14 protein-coding genes are annotated in these 17254 nt (G+C 55.0%); 7 read left to right on the plus strand and 7 right to left on the minus strand.

Going from position 1 to position 17254, the window contains the following annotated elements; genetic code table 11:
- Positions 1-810: 810 nt before the first annotated feature.
- Positions 811-1716 carry a nucleotidyl transferase AbiEii/AbiGii toxin family protein gene (locus C8D92_RS07290; RefSeq protein WP_116918918.1) on the minus strand — a complete coding sequence of 302 codons (906 nt, stop codon included), beginning with the start codon at positions 1714-1716 and terminating at the stop codon, positions 811-813.
- The gene (locus C8D92_RS07295; protein ID WP_243402396.1) at positions 1703-2143 is read right to left on the minus strand and encodes a hypothetical protein; all 441 of its coding nucleotides are present in this window, start codon (positions 2141-2143) and stop codon (positions 1703-1705) included. The genes C8D92_RS07290 and C8D92_RS07295 overlap by 14 nt, the downstream gene beginning before the upstream one ends.
- A gap of 321 nt (positions 2144-2464) precedes the next feature.
- Between C8D92_RS07295 and C8D92_RS07300 the strand changes: the two genes are divergently transcribed.
- A complete protein-coding gene (locus C8D92_RS07300) occupies positions 2465-3334 on the plus strand; it encodes an AAA family ATPase (RefSeq protein ID WP_116918919.1) in 870 nt (289 codons plus the stop codon).
- Between the two features lie 540 nt (positions 3335-3874).
- On the opposite strand, the gene bamE is transcribed toward C8D92_RS07300, so the two are convergent.
- From bamE to C8D92_RS07320, 3 genes are all read right to left on the minus strand, one after another.
- Positions 3875-4255, minus strand: a complete 381-nt coding sequence (gene bamE / locus C8D92_RS07310; protein ID WP_116918921.1) for an outer membrane protein assembly factor BamE domain-containing protein — start codon at positions 4253-4255, stop codon at positions 3875-3877.
- A gap of 217 nt (positions 4256-4472) precedes the next feature.
- Positions 4473-6128 carry a S8 family peptidase gene (locus tag C8D92_RS07315; protein ID WP_116918922.1) on the minus strand — a complete coding sequence of 552 codons (1656 nt, stop codon included), beginning with the start codon at positions 6126-6128 and terminating at the stop codon, positions 4473-4475.
- Positions 6125-7054: a hypothetical protein gene (locus C8D92_RS07320; RefSeq protein ID WP_133243116.1), complete on the minus strand. Its 930-nt coding sequence runs from the start codon at positions 7052-7054 to the stop codon at positions 6125-6127. The genes C8D92_RS07315 and C8D92_RS07320 overlap by 4 nt, the downstream gene beginning before the upstream one ends.
- 781 nt (positions 7055-7835) lie before the next feature.
- Between C8D92_RS07320 and C8D92_RS07330 the strand changes: the two genes are divergently transcribed.
- Positions 7836-8075 (plus strand): AbrB/MazE/SpoVT family DNA-binding domain-containing protein, encoded by a 240-nt coding sequence (locus C8D92_RS07330; RefSeq protein ID WP_116918925.1) that lies wholly within the window; start codon positions 7836-7838, stop codon positions 8073-8075.
- 126 nt (positions 8076-8201) lie between these two features.
- Here C8D92_RS07330 and C8D92_RS07335 read toward each other — a convergent pair whose 3' ends face one another.
- Positions 8202-8864 carry a helix-turn-helix domain-containing protein gene (locus tag C8D92_RS07335; protein WP_133243117.1) on the minus strand — a complete coding sequence of 221 codons (663 nt, stop codon included), beginning with the start codon at positions 8862-8864 and terminating at the stop codon, positions 8202-8204.
- An 840-nt stretch (positions 8865-9704) separates the two neighbouring features.
- Between C8D92_RS07335 and C8D92_RS07345 the strand changes: the two genes are divergently transcribed.
- The 5 genes from C8D92_RS07345 to C8D92_RS07365 all read left to right on the plus strand — a co-directional run bounded on the left by C8D92_RS07345 (position 9705) and on the right by C8D92_RS07365 (position 16848).
- A complete protein-coding gene (locus tag C8D92_RS07345; protein ID WP_116918927.1) occupies positions 9705-9914 on the plus strand; it encodes an MbcA/ParS/Xre antitoxin family protein in 210 nt (69 codons plus the stop codon).
- Between the two features lie 22 nt (positions 9915-9936).
- Positions 9937-10143 carry a hypothetical protein gene (locus C8D92_RS07350; RefSeq protein WP_116918928.1) on the plus strand — a complete coding sequence of 69 codons (207 nt, stop codon included), beginning with the start codon at positions 9937-9939 and terminating at the stop codon, positions 10141-10143.
- Positions 10144-10632: 489 nt separating this feature from the next.
- Entirely contained in the window at positions 10633-11226 is a 594-nt protein-coding gene (locus C8D92_RS07355; protein ID WP_116918929.1) for a hypothetical protein, read from the plus strand.
- Positions 11219-13585 carry a hypothetical protein gene (locus tag C8D92_RS07360; protein ID WP_116918930.1) on the plus strand — a complete coding sequence of 789 codons (2367 nt, stop codon included), beginning with the start codon at positions 11219-11221 and terminating at the stop codon, positions 13583-13585. Before C8D92_RS07355 ends, C8D92_RS07360 begins: the two co-directional genes overlap by 8 nt.
- The gene (locus tag C8D92_RS07365; RefSeq protein ID WP_116918931.1) at positions 13582-16848 is read left to right on the plus strand and encodes a site-specific integrase; all 3267 of its coding nucleotides are present in this window, start codon (positions 13582-13584) and stop codon (positions 16846-16848) included. The genes C8D92_RS07360 and C8D92_RS07365 overlap by 4 nt, the downstream gene beginning before the upstream one ends.
- On the opposite strand, the gene C8D92_RS07370 is transcribed toward C8D92_RS07365, so the two are convergent.
- Complete coding sequence (locus C8D92_RS07370) at positions 16821-17204, minus strand: helix-turn-helix domain-containing protein (protein WP_116918932.1); 384 nt, start codon at positions 17202-17204, stop codon at positions 16821-16823. The two genes, C8D92_RS07365 and C8D92_RS07370, sit on opposite strands and share 28 nt — an antisense overlap.
- Positions 17205-17254 lie beyond the last annotated feature (50 nt).

The following is a 17254-nucleotide window of genomic DNA, read 5'->3' on the forward strand; positions in this document are numbered from 1 at the left end:
GCAGGTTCTCATCGGCGAACAAGCAGGGCGGAACTGGGCAGGCGGTAGGGTACTTGGGAGTGTTGTATCCAAGTATGGAGTTACTGAAAGGTCAGGATGGACTCACAACGCTTTGGGCGCGTTGTTCGGGGCTTCGCCCCGTCGTCGCTACGCTCCGACGCCCAAATTGCTGGCGCAATTTGTCGAACGCAGTGGCTGGCCTCCCCGCCCGTCAGGATGATTCGGTCGCTCCGCGACCTCACCCCTCCGGGGCCGTCGTCGCGCGGCTCCGACGTTCTCTCCGTTCGCTTCGCGAACTCCGAGTCGAACGCAGGTTCTCATCGGCCAACGAGCAGACCAGAGTTCCATAAAAAAACCCCGCGCATTGGCGGGGTTTTTTATGGAATATGGCCCGCCCGTCAGGATTCGAACCTGAGACCTTCGCCTCCGGAGTGCAACTTCGTCCTTTGATGCAATGCGGTCTCGCATGCTCTTTTTCGAATGATAGCAGCTAGTTACGCCCACGAAAGAAATTCCTAGAAACCCACGAATAATCCCGTACCTAGCCGATTAGAGCCAATTCTGGGCACAAGGATTGTCGGGTATACGGTGTCCAGATGCGGTCATTTTGACCATTGCCCCACCTACCATCAGATCTGTTTTTCAGGGGACAGGCTATATTTGAATGACCACTAATAAGTGTCCGGTTTGGGGTGTCTGCTTTCGGACAACTGACCAGTCGATTGTTTCGGTGCTACCTTTCGCTGGCCGCTGAAAAAGAAGTCCTGAGTACTTGTTGCGTGCACTGGCTGCCAAGCTTGTGAGCTTCCCCTACATCGGGAAATCCGGTTGGTCCGGTTCCCCTGAGCCATCGATTCTGGATTGGGCTTGTCGAATGGCGTCACTGACGGTATTCACCGAATAGGTCCAGAAGCCACTTTGGTGAACCGTTCTTTCGAGGGCATCCGGCGCGATGAATCTCTGCATTTCAAAGGCGAAGTCCTTTTTGATCTGCGGATCGTCGCTGAGTTGCCGGAGGCGTGACTCTGAGTTCGTCAGAAATTCGGAAGGTGATTCCCCGTGGTCGGTTAGTATGTTGTCGAGCAGATCATAGGCAGGGCGAACGCCCCGCTGTGTCAGCCAGGCGATGTCCCACAGGTCTCGATGCTTTAGACGGCCTGGTCGCATGCCGAATGCTATCAGCTTGTCGGCAAAAATCTCCTCCTGCGATTGCACATTGATGATCATGTTGTCGGTGCCCAGGTTAATCCTGTAGTGATTCTGCAGTGTCCGGGGTTCGACCTGATAACTCGGTACGGCGCAGATATCGAGATGAATGCGTTGTGCCGGCATATCCGGTCGTTCGGGCTGGGTGTTGATGCGCAGCTTCCAGGTGTCCACATTGCCCTGTCGTTCGGCTTTGGGGTCTGTCACCGAAATGGGGGTCTGATACTTTTCCCGGAGCCGGGATTCGAGAACATTCTTGAGGGCATCGAGATCGGACTTCTCAAAATTCGCACCGCCCGTGAAGTCCAGATCTTCACTCAGTCGGGTCGAGCCGTAGCACGCGCGCAGGCAGGTGCCATCAATGAACGTCAGGTGTTGCAGCAAATCTGCCTGATTCAGTTCCCGGATGATGTCGTGGTGGAAAATTTCCTTCTCGACGACCGGGCGCAGGGCGGCCAGCCCCCGCTGGTTTTTCAGGGCTTGGTTCACCAGTGCATCAAAGGTGCTCATCGGTCGCATCCTCCCGTTGAATCAAATCGGCTATCCCTCTCCGCCTGAAACGGGCCATGTCCGCAATGGCGAGCTCAACATCAGCCCGAAAGAGGTCTCGCTGCGCGTCATAAGTTAGATGGTCCATGATGCACGCCATCGGGCGCTCGGTGTGGACGAAATCGATGGACCCGAAGCGTCCACAATCCACGACTGCCGAGCGGCCCGTGCTAATGAGGGTGACCCAGCCCATGGGGATCTGCGAAATGACCCCGGAGTCGCTCAGTACGGTTTCGAGGCTGATGTAGTTGAAGTGTCGGGCCCGAAGCAGCGCCGCCGCATGAAACAGGACTAGACCGCTGGTGTCGGGAGAGCCGGAATACTGATAGATCCCCCTGACAGATGCGCTCCAGCAACCCCCGGCGCTCCGCCCGGTGGATGAGCGCACGATAGGCACCGTTGCTCATCTGCGGGAATAGTGAGCGAAAATCTCCGGCTCGGAATAACCCAGACCGTTGCTGGCCATGATGCTCCCTGAGCCACTGTTCCAGACGTTGAAGCGGTTGCATGGCTCTCTCCGCGAAAAGTTACACCAAAAGTAACAAAACGCGGAGCTCGATGGTGGTGCGTTGATCTTCTGTCATGCAGGGCTGGTAATTTCGGGGGGGGGCCAATCACCTGTTGCTGTATCAGTAGAACACTCATGATCTTTAGTATCGTTTAGTAACGCCAGATACTAATTAGCGATCGAGGATGCGAATACGAAAACATGGCAATTGACTGGCATTACCCCCGCACTGATCTCACTGAACGCTTAATGAGTGCCTTTGATCAGAGAGTGGTGGAAGCTTTAACTCTGTTCGCGCCAAGAGGTATGGGGAAAACCGAGTTCGTTCGATATGACCTTATTCCTGAAGCTGGCAAGCGGGGTTATGTGCCGGTTTATGTCAATTTCAGGGATAAACGGGATGATCCCGCTTCTGTGCTGTTGGCGGCGCTTCGGACCGCTCTATCAGACAGGAACTGGTGGCGCAGACGGCAACGCGTTGTTAAAGCTGCTTCGTTGGACGAAGTGGAGTCGGCGGTTCTGGCCACAGAATCACCGGCTATCGCTCCTGACTCGACAATGCTGGTCGAACTGAGAGCTCACTTTCTCGAGCTGATCCAGAATAATGATCGAATCCTGTTGTGCATTGATGAGGTTCAGCATCTTGCAAGCAGCAGGGCGTTTGAGAATTTGGTCTTCTTCCTGAGGACCATTCTCGATGAAAACCGTGACAAGGTACGTACCATTTACGCGGGGGCGAGCCGTGATGGTTTACGGAACCTGTTTTGCCGGCGCAAGGCGGCCCTGTTCCAAAGCTCGTCCCAGATTGAACTGCCGACGCTGGGATCTGGCTTCATTGAGCACATGCGATCGAGTTTTCAGCAGGCCTCCGGGCGCGACTTCAGTCATAGGGAAGGAAACAAAGCTTTTGATTTACTCAACCGTGTTCCGAAGGAGCTGCGCTTGGTCATCGAAAAAATGATCCTGTCGGGTGCGGATGACATCGTGAATGAAGCTGCCGTTCTCTCTGAAGGCCAATTGGAGCGTGGAGATTACGAGAAAGTTTGGAAGCGCCTTAAGGGTTTGGATTAAGCATTGCTGGTCTGGATCGCTTGGGGGCATGCCGGCCTGAATGAGGATGCTTGCAGGAGTTATTTGGCTGATCGTCTTGGGTTGGAAACGGTTGAGGTTCACACGATCCGGAACGTTTTGAACCGGTTGTGCGTCGAGCACCTCTCAGTAATAGCCCATGGCACCTACGAGTTCGAGGACCCAAAATTCCGGGATTGGATCATCCAGACTCCGGAGGGGCCGAACTTTGTCGATCCGAACTGGAAATTCGGAACAGCGAACGCATATCGGGAACGTTGAGGCTGCTAAGGCTCCAATGGAGTGGTTGCAGGCTGATCCCGCTCTACTTTTCTGTCCGTTTGTGCGCACAACGAGGTTAACGTAGAGCTGCAAAGACGGAAACAGATCGAACGTGTCTCTTGATGGTTTATTGCAGCCCGCACAATGGCGAAGCCGTAAAGACTGGAGTGAAGTTGTGGTGTGGCGTCATCTCGCCCATAGCGGGTGAATCGTAGTGATCCAGATTTTATCTGAATCACTACGATGACATCTGTTTTGCCGTTACATCACGCTGCTGTCGTGTCTCGATGTTGACATGTGGTGCTCGAACACTTTGTCCTCATCATCGAAGTGAATCGTCAGCGTTTTGGTTTCGCCTTCGGAGCCGCCAAGGAAGATGCCGATAAATGGGATGTAGCTTTCCGCTTTGACCTGGCTCTCGCTGTACAAGTACGTGTACTGCTCTAATAATTCGCCGTCGACCGAATGGACTCCCGTTCCTTGCGGTGTTCCGAACCACTGCTCGATCTGCGCTTGGGTCGTTTCACCGGTTTCGATTTGGTCGACCTTTGAAGAATCAAATTCTTGGCCGGACTGGAATGTCGCACAGCCGGTGAGAAACGTTGCGAGCGCGAGAGCGGTCAGTGTTGTAATCGGTTTCATTAGAAGATGCCTCCCTGAGAATTTGAAGTAACCGAGTGACTAAAATAATAGGCAGCAAATAGGTTGCAAGCGCTGCTCTGTAAGAGCTTGTAAATGGTGAGCCGCGAGATCCTTGTGTGTTAGTCAAGATCAGAAATCCTGAACTTCGAGCACCTATGTGCTAGGAAAAGCAAGCAGGCTGGCGCAACAGCAGGAGCAAATGCTCCATGGCAGGGGCTCAGCCGATTGGACAAGTCAGCTCTACCCCTTCCATGTCCAGCGGGATGAGCGCGTCAGAGTCGCAACCGGTGCCATCGGTCTCGGTGCACTTCTGGATGCCGTATTCCTTGGCTGGGTTCCAGTTTCTAATCGGCACGCGCGTCTGCTGAGATGCCTTAACAACCTTGGTCGCGGCACTGGATAGAGACATGCTTTCATCCGTCTCAAAGATCACCGCGTAGTCGCCATTGAGGTCTGCGTTGATCTTGACCTCCCGCATGGTGGTGTATTCATTCCCTTCGGGATCGAGGAAACCAAGCATTTTCTTGGCACCACAGTTGCCTTGGAGTGGATGGCGCAGCTCAAAGTCGGGCGGATCCAGAAGATCAACCGCCTCTTTCTGAAGCTTCGCAGCATCCAGAATGCCGGCGCCCAGCTCCGGGTCAAACGTATCCGGCACGTTAACCGCCGAAACCGCCAGCGACTTGAGCTCTGAGCTGGTCAGTGCAGGAATGTCCTGCCACAGATTTCCGATGATTGCCGCACTCAGTGGTGACGAGAAGGATGTGCCGTCGATATAGGTCGAACCCCGCTCGGAAAAGACCGGGACATTCACGCCCGCAGCACTAAAGGCCAGCTCCGGACCACGGGTTGTGAAATTCGCGGGAGAGCCATCTTCGATGGTTGCTCCGACCGCCAGAACGCCATTGCAGTTTGCCAACGCTGTGTCGCTCGCAGGCACGCCACTGTTATTACCAGAACCGACGGTGATCACCACGCCTTTGGCATTGGCATCATTGATTGCATCCTGCAGACCTGACGGGCACTCAGACACAAAAGGCGCTGAGATTGAGATATTGATCAGATCCGGAATTTCAGGAATCGGCGGAATCGCATCACCTGTATCCGGATGCGTGAGGTTCTGGCCAATGGCCCAGCGGATGCTTTGCTCGACTTCGAAGGTCGTTCCAGAGCCGATACAATCAAGTGCCCGGACGCCGTAAAACCGAGCGTCAGCGAGCACACCGGTATTGCCCGCACCATCATTCTGAGCACCACCCAGGACAGACGCGACTTGCTGGCCATGCTGCGCATCGCAGCCATCCGATTCGGAGGTAATGAACTCCGGGCCGATCGGCAGCCCCCCAGTGTCATTGCTGTCATCCAGGAAGTTATAGCCACCCTTCCAATCGAAGCTGTCGATATCGTGGAATCCGCTGTCGATGACAGCGATCACCATTGGGTCATAAGGCTGAGCATTTGCCACGGCTTTCGCCACCGATGATGCGCCCTTGTGATTGGCGTCGAACGAGGCCCAGAAATACTGGTCGTCATAGAGCGGGTCGTTGTAGTCGCCCTCTAGGTCGCTTGCGGTTGTCTGGGTGGACATTGGTTCAAAGCGCGGTTGAGGGTCTGGGAAAGACATTTCCCGGGTCCGCTCTGCGTTCTCTACGTCTTCGCGGCGCTCAAGCAACTTGATCGCAGCATCAACCCCTTCTGCATCCACAGATACGATCTCGGAGCTTCCCCAAAATTGAACCGTGGTCGCATAATCAACTTGATCGCCCACGCTTTCAGCCCCTGGTGCCAAGGTCAGCCTGAGCTTTACCGACTCATCGGCCAGAGTGTTTGTCGCCATTGTTGCGATCAGTGCTGCTGCCATTAACTGTTTCATTTCGCCTCTCCTACATAGCACTGTGCTTCGCTGCGCATACCCGCGAGCATTTCAAACTGTTCCTGTCCCTGATCAAACACCCAGCCATTGTTTGTCTGTTTGCCTAGCGAGGGATTTCCCACGAAACGGGACAGGCTCTCACTTGGTTCGTGATAGCTGACATCACCCATGGATTGCTGTGGTGTCTGGCCAATAACCGAGTTGGCAGCCTGAAATTCGGTGTCTGCATAACGGTCATGGTTTGCTAGTGCCGTTCTTGCGGTTTCAAGCGCGTGTTCAACGTTTGAATCGGGAACTCCTGCGTTCTGATAGTCAGCCAGCGTATTCGCCAGCGTTGTTAAGGCGCTGTCCAGTGTCGAGTAGCTGGGCTGCTGGCTGATGTCCCACGAATCGCGTAACTGTTGGTACTCGCTGGCAGTGATAGTGGCGTCCATGTACGCTTTTGCCGTGGTGAAGTCGTAGTAGGCTTTGCCCTCAGCGAGCGTCAGGAGTCGATCACGCTTGTTCGTGAACGTCTCGGCTTCCGTGATCATCGCTTGCGCCGAGGTGTTGTTGATCGCCACTTCAAATCTTGCCAGCGCCTGTCCCTGACTGTTGTGAATGGTCACAGTGGCACTCGACGGTCGGTCCACTGCTCTGGCACGCAGGTTCACAGTTGAGTCCGCCAGTGATGCATCGAGGTTGTTGCCAGAGGCGGCCACATCTGCGGCTTGACCGGAGGCTTTCATCCGGTTGAGGGAATAACTTGCTGAAGCGGTTTCGTCGAGTTGCATGGGCACGAGGGTTTGTACGGTGTGGTTCGATTCGCCGCCAATGCTATTGCTTGATCCGTCACCACTATCGTCACCGCCACAGGCGCTAAGCGTGATGCTGGCTAACGCGGTTAGGATGGATGCTAAATTTGAGCGTCCGAAATAGCGTTCCATGTATATCTCCCACTGGATTCAAGAGTTTCTAATCGGCCTGAAAACTGTCTGGGCTAGGTCCGGAGAGTGCTCGGCCCTGAGCAAAAAGATTGGTTTTGGTTAAGCTATGGCGGAGGTCTAACGCACTGCTGTCACAATGGCCCCAAAATTAAATCAGGTTAACTTGATTGAAAAGTCTATTTTTCAAAATGTTACACGGATCCAGCGAATCGAATGACTCGAGTGCCTGGGTAGGGGATGTCAGCCTCATTTTCTTGAACAGTAACGGAGGTTGGGCAGCGTTACGTGGGATGAAGGAGGTGGAATGAAAACTAAAAGACCTACGGAAACTGAGCTACTGAAAGGTCTCGACGCCGAAGGGACCCATTCCGACGAACTGGCTGATATGCTCCCAGAGGAGCTCGACCTCCAATTCCCGTCGTCAGATTCGGCCAAGGAAAAGAATAGGCTATCGCGGAGCCATACCTGGGACGAGTATTTTGACGAGGAGCCGGGTTGCACCGATGATTTCATGGGGCAACGAGATCAGCCAAAGCCCCGAAAATGACAATCTGAACCGTAGTGACCTGTCCCCAAAATCGCCGCGAAGCTAAGCGATAGGAAACTAGATTCAAGTTGGGGGCAGTTCAGGTCTACCTGCTGGAATAGCCGGTAGTTTACGATAGGAGCGGTCGGCTAAACTATTAGTGTCTCAGGCTTCGCTGTTTGCTGGTGAGCCCACAGGGCGGGTATGCCAAGTTCATTTTCTCGAACAGGAACTGGGCAGCTTGAAGGAGGTGGAATGAAAACAAAAAGACCAACGGAAACTGAACTGCTCAACGGCCTCGACGCCACAGGGGCCCATTCCGACGAATTGGCTGATTTGCTCCCAGAGGAGCTCGACCTCCAATTCCCATCGTCAGATTCGGTCAAAAACAATAAGCTTTCGCAGAGCCATACTTGGGACGAGTATTTTGACGAGGAGCCGGGTTGCACCGATGATTTCATGGGGCAACGAGATCAGCCAAAGCCCCGAAAATGACAATCTGAACGGTCGCGCCACAATAATAGCTATCTTCGGGGCTCAGGACCCTCTTTGGAAACCAATCTATTAAGGCCTCACATGAGGCTGACCGGCCCACCGCAGTTGTTGATCTCTCCATAGAGGCTAACCACACGACTGGCCGAGCCATCCCCGCATTGCTGACCGTCCCTCGGGCGAGAGGAAACCTGAGCAAAGCTCAACCCAGTCGGCTGTTTGGCGAACGTCTACAACATCATCAATATCGCTGAGCTGTATGTTCGGGACTTGCGTTCGTTTGATTTCCAAAAAGTGATGTAGGTAATCAAACAGGGCACGTTCATGGTTGGCTACCCAAACGGTTGGTACGTCGATGCCAGCAAACCTAAGCATGTGAGAGCCATCAAAAATCCCCAGGGCCCCAAGTAGATGGTTTGTAGAGGACAGATCACGTCCGGCAATTTGCCAATCGTTCAGATTACTCAAGGATGATGAATACCAAAGCGCCGGGTGCCCGTTTTTTCCGGTCAGACAGAGCGCTGACGCTCCGGTTAGATAATGCTCCGGGGGTGAGAAGGTCGCTTCGGTATGCGAGGGAAAGATATCCAGAAGCCAATTGGCTTCCAAGGCCTTGGCCGCTTTCAGATACCGACCCAGGCTGACACCGTCATCGCCGGATTCAATCCGCGCCAAAGTGCGCATAGGGATCCCGGATTCATTCGAAAAGGCTTGCCGGCTCGGATATGTGGCCTGACGTAAGGCCTTCAATCGGTGACCGAGAATCGCTGCGTTGATTGCTTGACGTGCCATAAAGCTGAGCCTCTTCAGTCTAACCATGCGCCGGCCCGAAAATATGCCAAATATGGCACGGTCGGGTCAGTATCTATCAGCAACAATGCTCTGAAAAGATTAGGGTAGGCCAGAGTTGTCGAGACAAAGGGGAGGTTTCGGGGGCACAGCAGCGACCGATGGTAATTAGCAGCTTTTAGCACAGCCTCTGCTAATTCGGAAAAGATTAATAAAATCAGTGAGGTGGATGGCTAGGGTTGTCGTTATCGTTGGTGACTGTTGAAAAGGGGTGCAGCCAAAAGTCACGTGAAAAGAAATGGGTCCATGCCCGTTTTTAGCAGGTCTTAGCACGAGATCTGCTAATTCCGAGAACTATTGAATAAACAGGAGCTTAATGTCGGCGGGCGGTCTTTTGAGCGCCTCAGGAGGATTGGCTGTCGTCGTCACTGGGCCAAACGGGGTCCGTTGGACGGTCGAATTTCTTTACGGAGCCTCGCAGTCGTTCGAGAGGGTGATCCCCTTCGACGGATTCGCCCTTTTTGTCGTGACTTGCCAAATGGTTCGTCGATGTCCGGTTTATCGAATGGCTTTGGCTCGTCATCGAAGCCGTGTCGTTCCTTGAGCGACGACAGCGATACACATCGATGCTAAGCCCGAGTACGACGCCCGAGGCCAATATGGCAATGGTGGTCAGGATAAACTCCATTTGCACATCATCCTCCGTCGAACTCTGCTTCAGTTTGGCCTGTTCCCGTTTTATCGGCAAACTGGCCGAAGGCTCCTTCGACCACTTGCGGCAGAGGTCGTAAGAGCAGTAGTGAGCTACTCTTCGGAGTATACATAGCAAGAGTAGGCCCCGAGATGATGAGCGAAGCATCCAGCCCATCGCGCGATGAGATTATTAGGCTGGCGATTGACGTTTATGGCGCCACCGATAGAGCGGACCAGTGGTTGGGGACGCGACTGGTGGCTTTAAATAACAAGACGCCAATCGAAATGATGGCGTCCGCTTCGGGGCGAGAACGGGTGCGTGAGGTGCTCGTTAAGATTCGCCATGGCGATTTCAGCTGATGAAACGATGTAGAGAGCTCCGATGCCCACTTATCAGATCCATTTGGACGAACGACAGACGTTGCCCGAGCGGTTGAAGAAAAAAGCGGCAGAGCTGGGGCTTACGCCTGAACAACTGATTCGGCGATTTATCGTTTCGGGTATGGCGGATGATGGCTCCGACTCGGAGCCAGCGATACCGGGCGAGATGTTGGAAGATGCCCTGATAAAAAATGACGTCTACAAATAACTCGTCTCACTCCTCGGATGACCTTCTTCCACACCACCGGTTTGCCCACGATTCGAGCTGGTCAGCATAACGGTACGCGACCGCACTGATCGTCAGGACTGAAACCAGAAACAACGCCATTCCCAAAAAGCTTGCCAATAGGTTCATACCTGCGTCCCTACGTTCGGCTGCACGATAAGAAAAGTGTTTCTGATCCTAGCCGAACGAGCAAGCGTGACCTGCTCCTCTCCTACGCGGATGCCTCCTTCAAAAAACGCATTCTTGCCAAAAAAAGACAGTTTCCCGACCCAAAAATATTCCCTGCTTTTTCAGAATGATTTCTGGGATGTCCGGAAAAGGAATTACTTGCTGTGGCTGGTTTATTCCTATCAGGACTTTCAGTGAGCGATATAAGACCTAAAAAATCTAATTCGGGGTGTACAGAGGCGTTCACTCGGTTGTGTCGCTGGCAGCATTTGAGGCAAAGGTCATTTTGGAGTAGTTCGAATCATGGATTTATCGCAGTTGATTAGTTTTGAAGGGGGGCGGTTCCTCCACGTCAGGCTGGACCAGATCGAGCCTGTTCAGGGTTTACCGCCGTCAACAATTGAGGCCCTGACGGCTCCCGTTCCTGCCCTGAAGAGTGATGGTGTGCTCACGTCCGACGCTATTCGTGTGGGCACCATTCTGCATCCGCCATTGTTGTGGCAGCCGAAACTGCACGAAAAACGTTTCCTGGTTATTGCGAACCTGAGAACGGTGGAAATAGCGCGCCAATTGCCAGCGGCTAGTCGAATCCCAGCACTCGTTCTATCAGAGCGATTAAATCAGACGTCGAGGGAACAACTCCTTAGGATCTCCACGTTTATCTCGACTGTCTGGTGGGGGCTGGATCTGTCTGCAGCGAATGATTCCGTCCTACAACAGGTCCAACAGCTCTCGACAGAACAGCTCAATGCCATTGCTCCCGAGCTCACCAGTCGCTCAGGACGGGAGCGCGCTCTCGGTCTCAATCGGCGGCGGCGTCCAGCAGATCGGCGGTTTGCCCGCTCACCAACGTCCCAGCAATCGTTGGGGCTGTTCGCGGGAGGTGGCGATGTTTGAGGGGATTGAGGAGCTGCCGATCTCAGAGCAGCTGTCACGACTGGTTATGCCGAGGGGCGATTGGTTTGATGCCGGAGCGATTCAGAAATTTCTGATTCAGGTTATTCCAGAGTTCGAACGCCAGGGCCATCGGTTGCCCAACGCAGACCATCTCCTGAGTATTTGCCGCGAAAACCAGCTAATCCATTATGTGACTATCAATCAGCCGCCTTCCGGTATCAGAGGGCTGATAACGGAATCCCCTCAGCACGCTGGGATTGTGGAGTTGGGGCGGCGAGAGGTTTTAGAAAACCAACGCCTCGCTTTAGCAGCGGTGGTGATGCTGTGTGCCGATGATTGGCGTGAACAGTTGCGTCAACAAGAGAACCCCTTCGAGAAAACGACGGTGCTCGAGAGCCGCCTAAAGGAGGTCTGGCGCATGTTGCGACTGGCGTCGACCCGAGCACTTCAGCTGATACCGCCAATCTCAATGTCGCTCCATTCTTTCCATGATGCGTTAAATAGCAAATTGGAGATTTTCGATCCCCGAGAGAAAAATGCGTGGGGACGAGATGTTCGAGATCTGCATTCATTGTTGCGATTCGTGAACTACTACCTAGGTGGCGGCAAGGTTTACCGCCGCTCACCTGACAGCACCCCAGGGGAGGTAGGTGGGGTGCTGGAAGTTAGCCCCGTCAAAACAGCGCCCAGTGACGCTGGTTCAGAAATCGAGGGCGAGTCCTCGTCGGATACGACTCTTATCACTTGGGAGCCAATAGCTGAAAGGCGCAAGTCCCGCCACTTTCAGGAGGGCAATTCGCCCGAGGAAATGGAACACGGGCCACGACTGAGTGAGACTCGCCGACCGATCAAGGTTGCTCAGGGCGGCAGTCCCGCCCAAGCCGCGATTCGGCTGAAAAACAGACAGGTTTATCAACGTCGCAATGCTCAGGTTTTGCCGGGGCGGTGGAGCACACTCAATCAGGCGGAGCTGCGGCAGCTGGGGATGGCATTGCGATCACTTGATGCCCAATCCGATAGCCGGCTGGTGACTGCGGTCTGGTTGATGCTGATAACGGGCCGGGAGCTGGAGGAGATATTAGCGACCCGCGTGGTCCGAAAGGCCAAACAGATCCCGGAAGTGCTCAGTTCTGGCACCATCTACCTCATCGCGGAGCGAGCAGAATGGGTTGTTCGGCCTCTGGAGCCCGAAGATCGCCGGAAGATAAAGAGTGAGTGGAGAGGTGTTTTGGAACACCACGAGGACCGCATCCAGTTGCCGGTGCCTCACTCTTTCTGGCAGGAGATTGGCTCCTATGTTGCGGGTAAAGCAAGAGGCGTACAGAAGCGATCAGCCGCTCTGTTCCCAAAAAACGATGCTGACAGAATCGAGCAACGCGTACGCGGGTTTCTCCGCGAGGTGAATCGCAGACACAATGCCCGCCTTACCCTGTCCCGAGTGGCCTATCAACTGACGGAGGAATTACACCGCGTTTCGGGCGATCTCATTGAGGCCAACCTGATCACGGGGCGTCAACCACCCTTCGGGGCGTCGGCGGCTCTGTATTATCACCATCGCTATCGGCAAACACTTGTTGATCACTATCAGACGGTCACGGAGCGGTGGGAAGGGCTGATGTTTGAGGAACGCTGGGAAACCTCCGGGCGCCAACGGATGTTGCTGGATGGCACGGTCGGGTCCGATCTGGTGCTGCGGACTGACGTCGTTCGAAGCGTCTTTCAGGCCCTACGCAAACAGGTTGAATATGATCGCCGACTGCTCGGTAGTGAGGATGGATTGCGTCTATTCCATAACTCGCTGACCGACTACGCATTAATGATGATGTTCTGGCTGACCGGGTATCGGGCTGTTCAGGATCCCCTAGCGCAAACTCACGAGCTCAATGCCCGTCGTCGTTGGCTCATGGTCGCGGACAAAACGGGCGATGGATATAGCCATTCTCGCGTCGTCCCCGTCTGTACCGTTCTGGCAGAGCAACTATTGTCCTACAACGCCCACGCCGATTGGCTGCGCAATCGCCTGAATCTCGTCGGTCGGCAATCCCAGGGCACGGCTTTTTTCTACCTCGATGAACAACTGAACGAGGTCCAGGTCCGGCCCCAGTCAATGCAAAAATTTCTGGAATGGGCCTATGTGCTGCCACTGAACCTGAACCGACACTGGTTGCGGGGAGCACTGCGTGAACAGCAGGTACCGGGGCCTCACGTTGATCGGTTTATGGGGCATTGGGGGATGGGACAGGAGCCCTGGGGCCGACACTCGGGCGTCGATCCCTGGGAGTTCCATCAGACCCTCGAAAGGGCACTCGATGGCCTCGCAGAGATCCTCCAGTTGGAGGTTGTGGAGGGTCTGTTATGAGTGGCTACGACGAGAATGTTTGGACGGGATGGACAGCCCCAATTGAACGGCTTCGGGCTGACATTGCGAAACGTCGCAACCAGTCCCCGTCCGGTCACGATCAGCGAGCGTTGAACCGCCGCACCCATCGCCTCAAATCTCAGGAACAAGCGCTGGAGCGGTTGTGCGAGCACAACCCAGCTCTCTACCGAGGAGAGCTGGACGTCACCCTGAGCCAGCAGGAAACGGACCGGCTCGTAACCAATGTCTGCTCAGGGAGTGCCGGCTACGCTCTGCGTGATGCCCAGCGTTATCTGGTTACCGGGTTAGCGCTCGGGATTGGCGAGTTGGGCTGGGACATCCCCGTTCCCGCGCCAATGGTTCTGCAGTCAACTGAGACCTCCAATGTCACGCCGGAATCGTTTGAACGACTCAAGCAGTATGACGCGCTGGAGGATGCTTTCTGGCGGGATCTGGAAGCGGAGACGGTTGACTCTCCGGCTCCTGACCTAGTCCGGGATGCCGGTCAGCTGCTGTTCTCGATCGTGTTTCACTCAGGCGTGTGTTCCAAATTTTGGTTGGCGTTGGTTCCTAAGGCCATTCGTCAGGGAGCTGGCCTCAGCGATACCGTTGTATGGCTCGATCTGGGAGCGGAAACCGGGCTGGACAATGCCGACTCCGAGGACCGCCGTCGGCGCCAGTTCCTGGCTCCCGTGACGCAATTGCTGCTGCGCCGTTGGTATCGTCGATGGGGAGTTTCGTGGCCTACAGAGGAAAACCAGCCACGCTATCGTCCGGCTAGCCGGCTTCTGGAACAGTTTGCAAAGCACCTTTGCAAGGAGGCTGATCTCTCGAAAAAGGGTACTGAGGATTGTCTGTCACTGTCCGCAGCTAACCTCTCCGTGACGCTTCCGAATGTGCTCTTTCACTACGCTCGGAGCAGGCATTTGGGTACTCCGTTAATAGAGCATAATTGGCTCAGACTACTGACAGACTGTAAGCCCACCAAGGCGATCGCTCCCGTGAGAGTATCCGGCGGTCGTTTCTCGCGGGCCGAGGAAGTGAGAAAGGTCCAGCTGGGTCACCGATATCCTGAGCAGTCGAAACGTTTCGGAGAACTCCGAGAAAGTATTCAGGCTGAAACCGTGCGAGAGGCCAAGAACGGCGTTGAAACCTTTCTGGAAGAAGAAGCGCTTTCACCGATTCTCCAGTTGATGGGGGCTTGGGCGCTGCATTTGCTGCGGTGGGGCGGTGTTGCTAAAGGGAGGTTGCAACCGGCTTCCGTCATCCGCTATCTCAACTGGATTCGGCCGTTACTGAACTACGCGGATGATCTCGCCGACCCCGAGTCACTGGATGAGGACAGTTGGCAGGCGATCTATGACGAGATTGTCGCCAATGGCCAGGGCGTGGCGAAAGACCGGGCAGGGCGGCTGGTGGCCTTTCACCAGTTTCTGGAACAGGTTTATGGAATGCCACCGGTTGATGTGGCCGGCGCGAGTGGGGAGCGTCAGATCGACGCCCGGATTATCACCCCACGCGAGTACCACAGAGCTAGGCGTCATCTACAGTCGAGGGCCGAGACAGACCGCAACGCGGCCAATCAGGAGATCCTGCTGATTCTCGGTTATCGGTGTGGCCTCAGACGTGGCGAGGCGCTCAGTCGCCTGTTTCGGGATTTTCCCGGGATGGACGATCCTGACGTTAACGACGTTGAGCTGTTGGTGCGCCCGAATAAAAACGCTCGTATCAAATCAGAATCGGGCACCCGGCGGTTGCCACTCAACCTGTTGTTGACCGACGAGGAGTTGGCCCGGCTTCGCGCGTTCTATCTGAATCGCCGAGCTCTGGTTCCTGGTGCTGCCGGTTCGCGCCCGTTGTTTGCGGATGCCGTCGGCGGGCACTGGCCAGCGGCCACCACCCACTTGTTCGATCCTCTGACTCGGTTGCTACAGACCATCACCGGTGACGGGCGACTGCGATTCCATCACCTGCGGCATTCGTTTGTGACGTTGACGTTCTTACGTCTGATGGAATCAAAACCTGGTGAACACCTGATCGATCAATGGTGTCGTGGGGATGAGGGCGAAACGCTGTTGCCATCTCTGGATCAGCCACTGTGGCGGACGGCCGGACTGACCGATACCGGGCAATCCGTCTGGCAACTGGCCATGTGGTCCGGTCATGCCTCGCCTGCGGTCACGCTTGAGTGCTATTCACATCTGTTGGGGTGGCTGACGAACTCGTTCCTGAGGCAGCGGCAAAACCCAATGTTGTCCTTGGCTTGCCAGAGCGCGCTGTTATCAAAAAGCTCAGCGGCTCTGGAGAAATGGCGTCACCGTCAGGGATTGCGTGATAGGCATACGTCGGCGCGGGAGTTGGCAGATAGGGCTCTTGGCAGCTGGCCGGCCTCGGGAAGACGCCGTCTTTTACGATTGGGTGATTACGACCGCCTGTCACAAACAGTCCCCAAAGATCGTCAAAGTCAAACGTCGCGTGTTGGTTTTATGGACCCGTATCAGCTGGAGCTATGGTCTCAAATGAGCCCGCCAGGGGCGAGTAACCCGGAGCCCCGAGGCCTGCGAGCTGCTGGGGCTCTTCTTGGTATCAGCGGGGCTGAAGCGGAGCGGTGGCACTCGAATGCGGCTAGCGTGATGGCGATGAGGACCGCTCGAACGCGTTCCGAAGATAAGAAAGAACAGCTACCTCCGCCAGTGTTGAATCGGCCGCGTGTGGCTCGGGATGACGAACGCGTTTTTCGCCCTCTGGATCAGAAAGATCTCAATAGAGGAAATCCGTGTCTGGAGACCTTCCCTGCGCCTCCAAAAACAAGGCCAGGACGTGAGCACGCTCAACGTTATTTCAACGCGTTGGTGGAATGGCACGATGAAGCCCCTGAGGCGGCTCTGTCGGCGATGAACAGCGTTCTCAACAGTGTTCAGCGTAGCGATCCTCGGATACGGCCTCGTCATGTCAGGGATCAGATTTCGTTTTATTCGTTGTTGCGTCGCTTGGGCTTGAAAAGCAGAAGCACAATTAGAGTCCGGCATTGTCCTACGAACAACAAACACGTGCTCAAAGCCCATTGGGCAGAGACGTTCGAGACGGAGCCCCGAAACGTGCGATGTGAGGAAGTCGGTGAGCATCTGAAGATGGGCGCGTTAGGGAAAAGCCAGGTCGTGGTCGAGCCCCCAAATGCTCTCTATCAACGCCAGAATCTTTTCTGGGACGCGTTGCGGTTTGCGTTGGTCTCGGCCTACGTTGTCTGCGCTGATCCATCCTGATTGTGGCGACCGAGGGCAGTGCGTTTCCGTCTCAACCCTTCCGGTGTTTCGGGCCGATACAGCTCAATCATTTCAATCAGTAGCGACTCCTGGCGCGTCAGTTGAGCGCGCAGCGCTTCGATTTCACGGGTGAGACAATGAAGGTCGCGATGTGATGGGACGGGTCTTGGGACATTGTCCTGGGACAGCCGTCGCATCAATTCGCCCCGGGCTATCATCCGACGTCCGCTGCGGTCGACCTCGTATGTCAGTTTGCCCCGGTTCATCCAACGGTAAAGCGTTTTGGTGGTCCGCTGGGCAAGACTCGCAGCCTCCTGGAGCGTCAACCAGTTGTTGTCAGAAGCCGGGGTGTGCATGACTCGTATCTCCTGTGTCTCAAACTCTGTCCCGGGACATGTCCTATCGC

This window comes from Tamilnaduibacter salinus, assembly GCF_003096655.1.
Lineage (GTDB): Bacteria > Pseudomonadota > Gammaproteobacteria > Pseudomonadales > Oleiphilaceae > Tamilnaduibacter > Tamilnaduibacter salinus.

Bases quoted from the DNA above. Each gene is read 5' to 3' on its own strand.
- C8D92_RS07290 (WP_116918918.1), bottom strand. From the start codon at position 1,716: ATGAGCACCTTTGATGCACTGGTGAACCAAGCCCTGAAAAACCAGCGG.
- C8D92_RS07300 (WP_116918919.1), top strand. From the start codon at position 2,465: ATGGCAATTGACTGGCATTACCCCCGCACTGATCTCACTGAACGCTTA.
- bamE (WP_116918921.1), bottom strand. From the start codon at position 4,255: ATGAAACCGATTACAACACTGACCGCTCTCGCGCTCGCAACGTTTCTC.
- C8D92_RS07315 (WP_116918922.1), bottom strand. From the start codon at position 6,128: ATGAAACAGTTAATGGCAGCAGCACTGATCGCAACAATGGCGACAAAC.
- C8D92_RS07320 (WP_133243116.1), bottom strand. From the start codon at position 7,054: ATGGAACGCTATTTCGGACGCTCAAATTTAGCATCCATCCTAACCGCG.
- C8D92_RS07330 (WP_116918925.1), top strand. From the start codon at position 7,836: ATGAAAACAAAAAGACCAACGGAAACTGAACTGCTCAACGGCCTCGAC.
- C8D92_RS07335 (WP_133243117.1), bottom strand. From the start codon at position 8,864: ATGGCACGTCAAGCAATCAACGCAGCGATTCTCGGTCACCGATTGAAG.
- C8D92_RS07345 (WP_116918927.1), top strand. From the start codon at position 9,705: ATGATGAGCGAAGCATCCAGCCCATCGCGCGATGAGATTATTAGGCTG.
- C8D92_RS07350 (WP_116918928.1), top strand. From the start codon at position 9,937: ATGCCCACTTATCAGATCCATTTGGACGAACGACAGACGTTGCCCGAG.
- C8D92_RS07355 (WP_116918929.1), top strand. From the start codon at position 10,633: ATGGATTTATCGCAGTTGATTAGTTTTGAAGGGGGGCGGTTCCTCCAC.
- C8D92_RS07360 (WP_116918930.1), top strand. From the start codon at position 11,219: ATGTTTGAGGGGATTGAGGAGCTGCCGATCTCAGAGCAGCTGTCACGA.
- C8D92_RS07365 (WP_116918931.1), top strand. From the start codon at position 13,582: ATGAGTGGCTACGACGAGAATGTTTGGACGGGATGGACAGCCCCAATT.
- C8D92_RS07370 (WP_116918932.1), bottom strand. From the start codon at position 17,204: ATGCACACCCCGGCTTCTGACAACAACTGGTTGACGCTCCAGGAGGCT.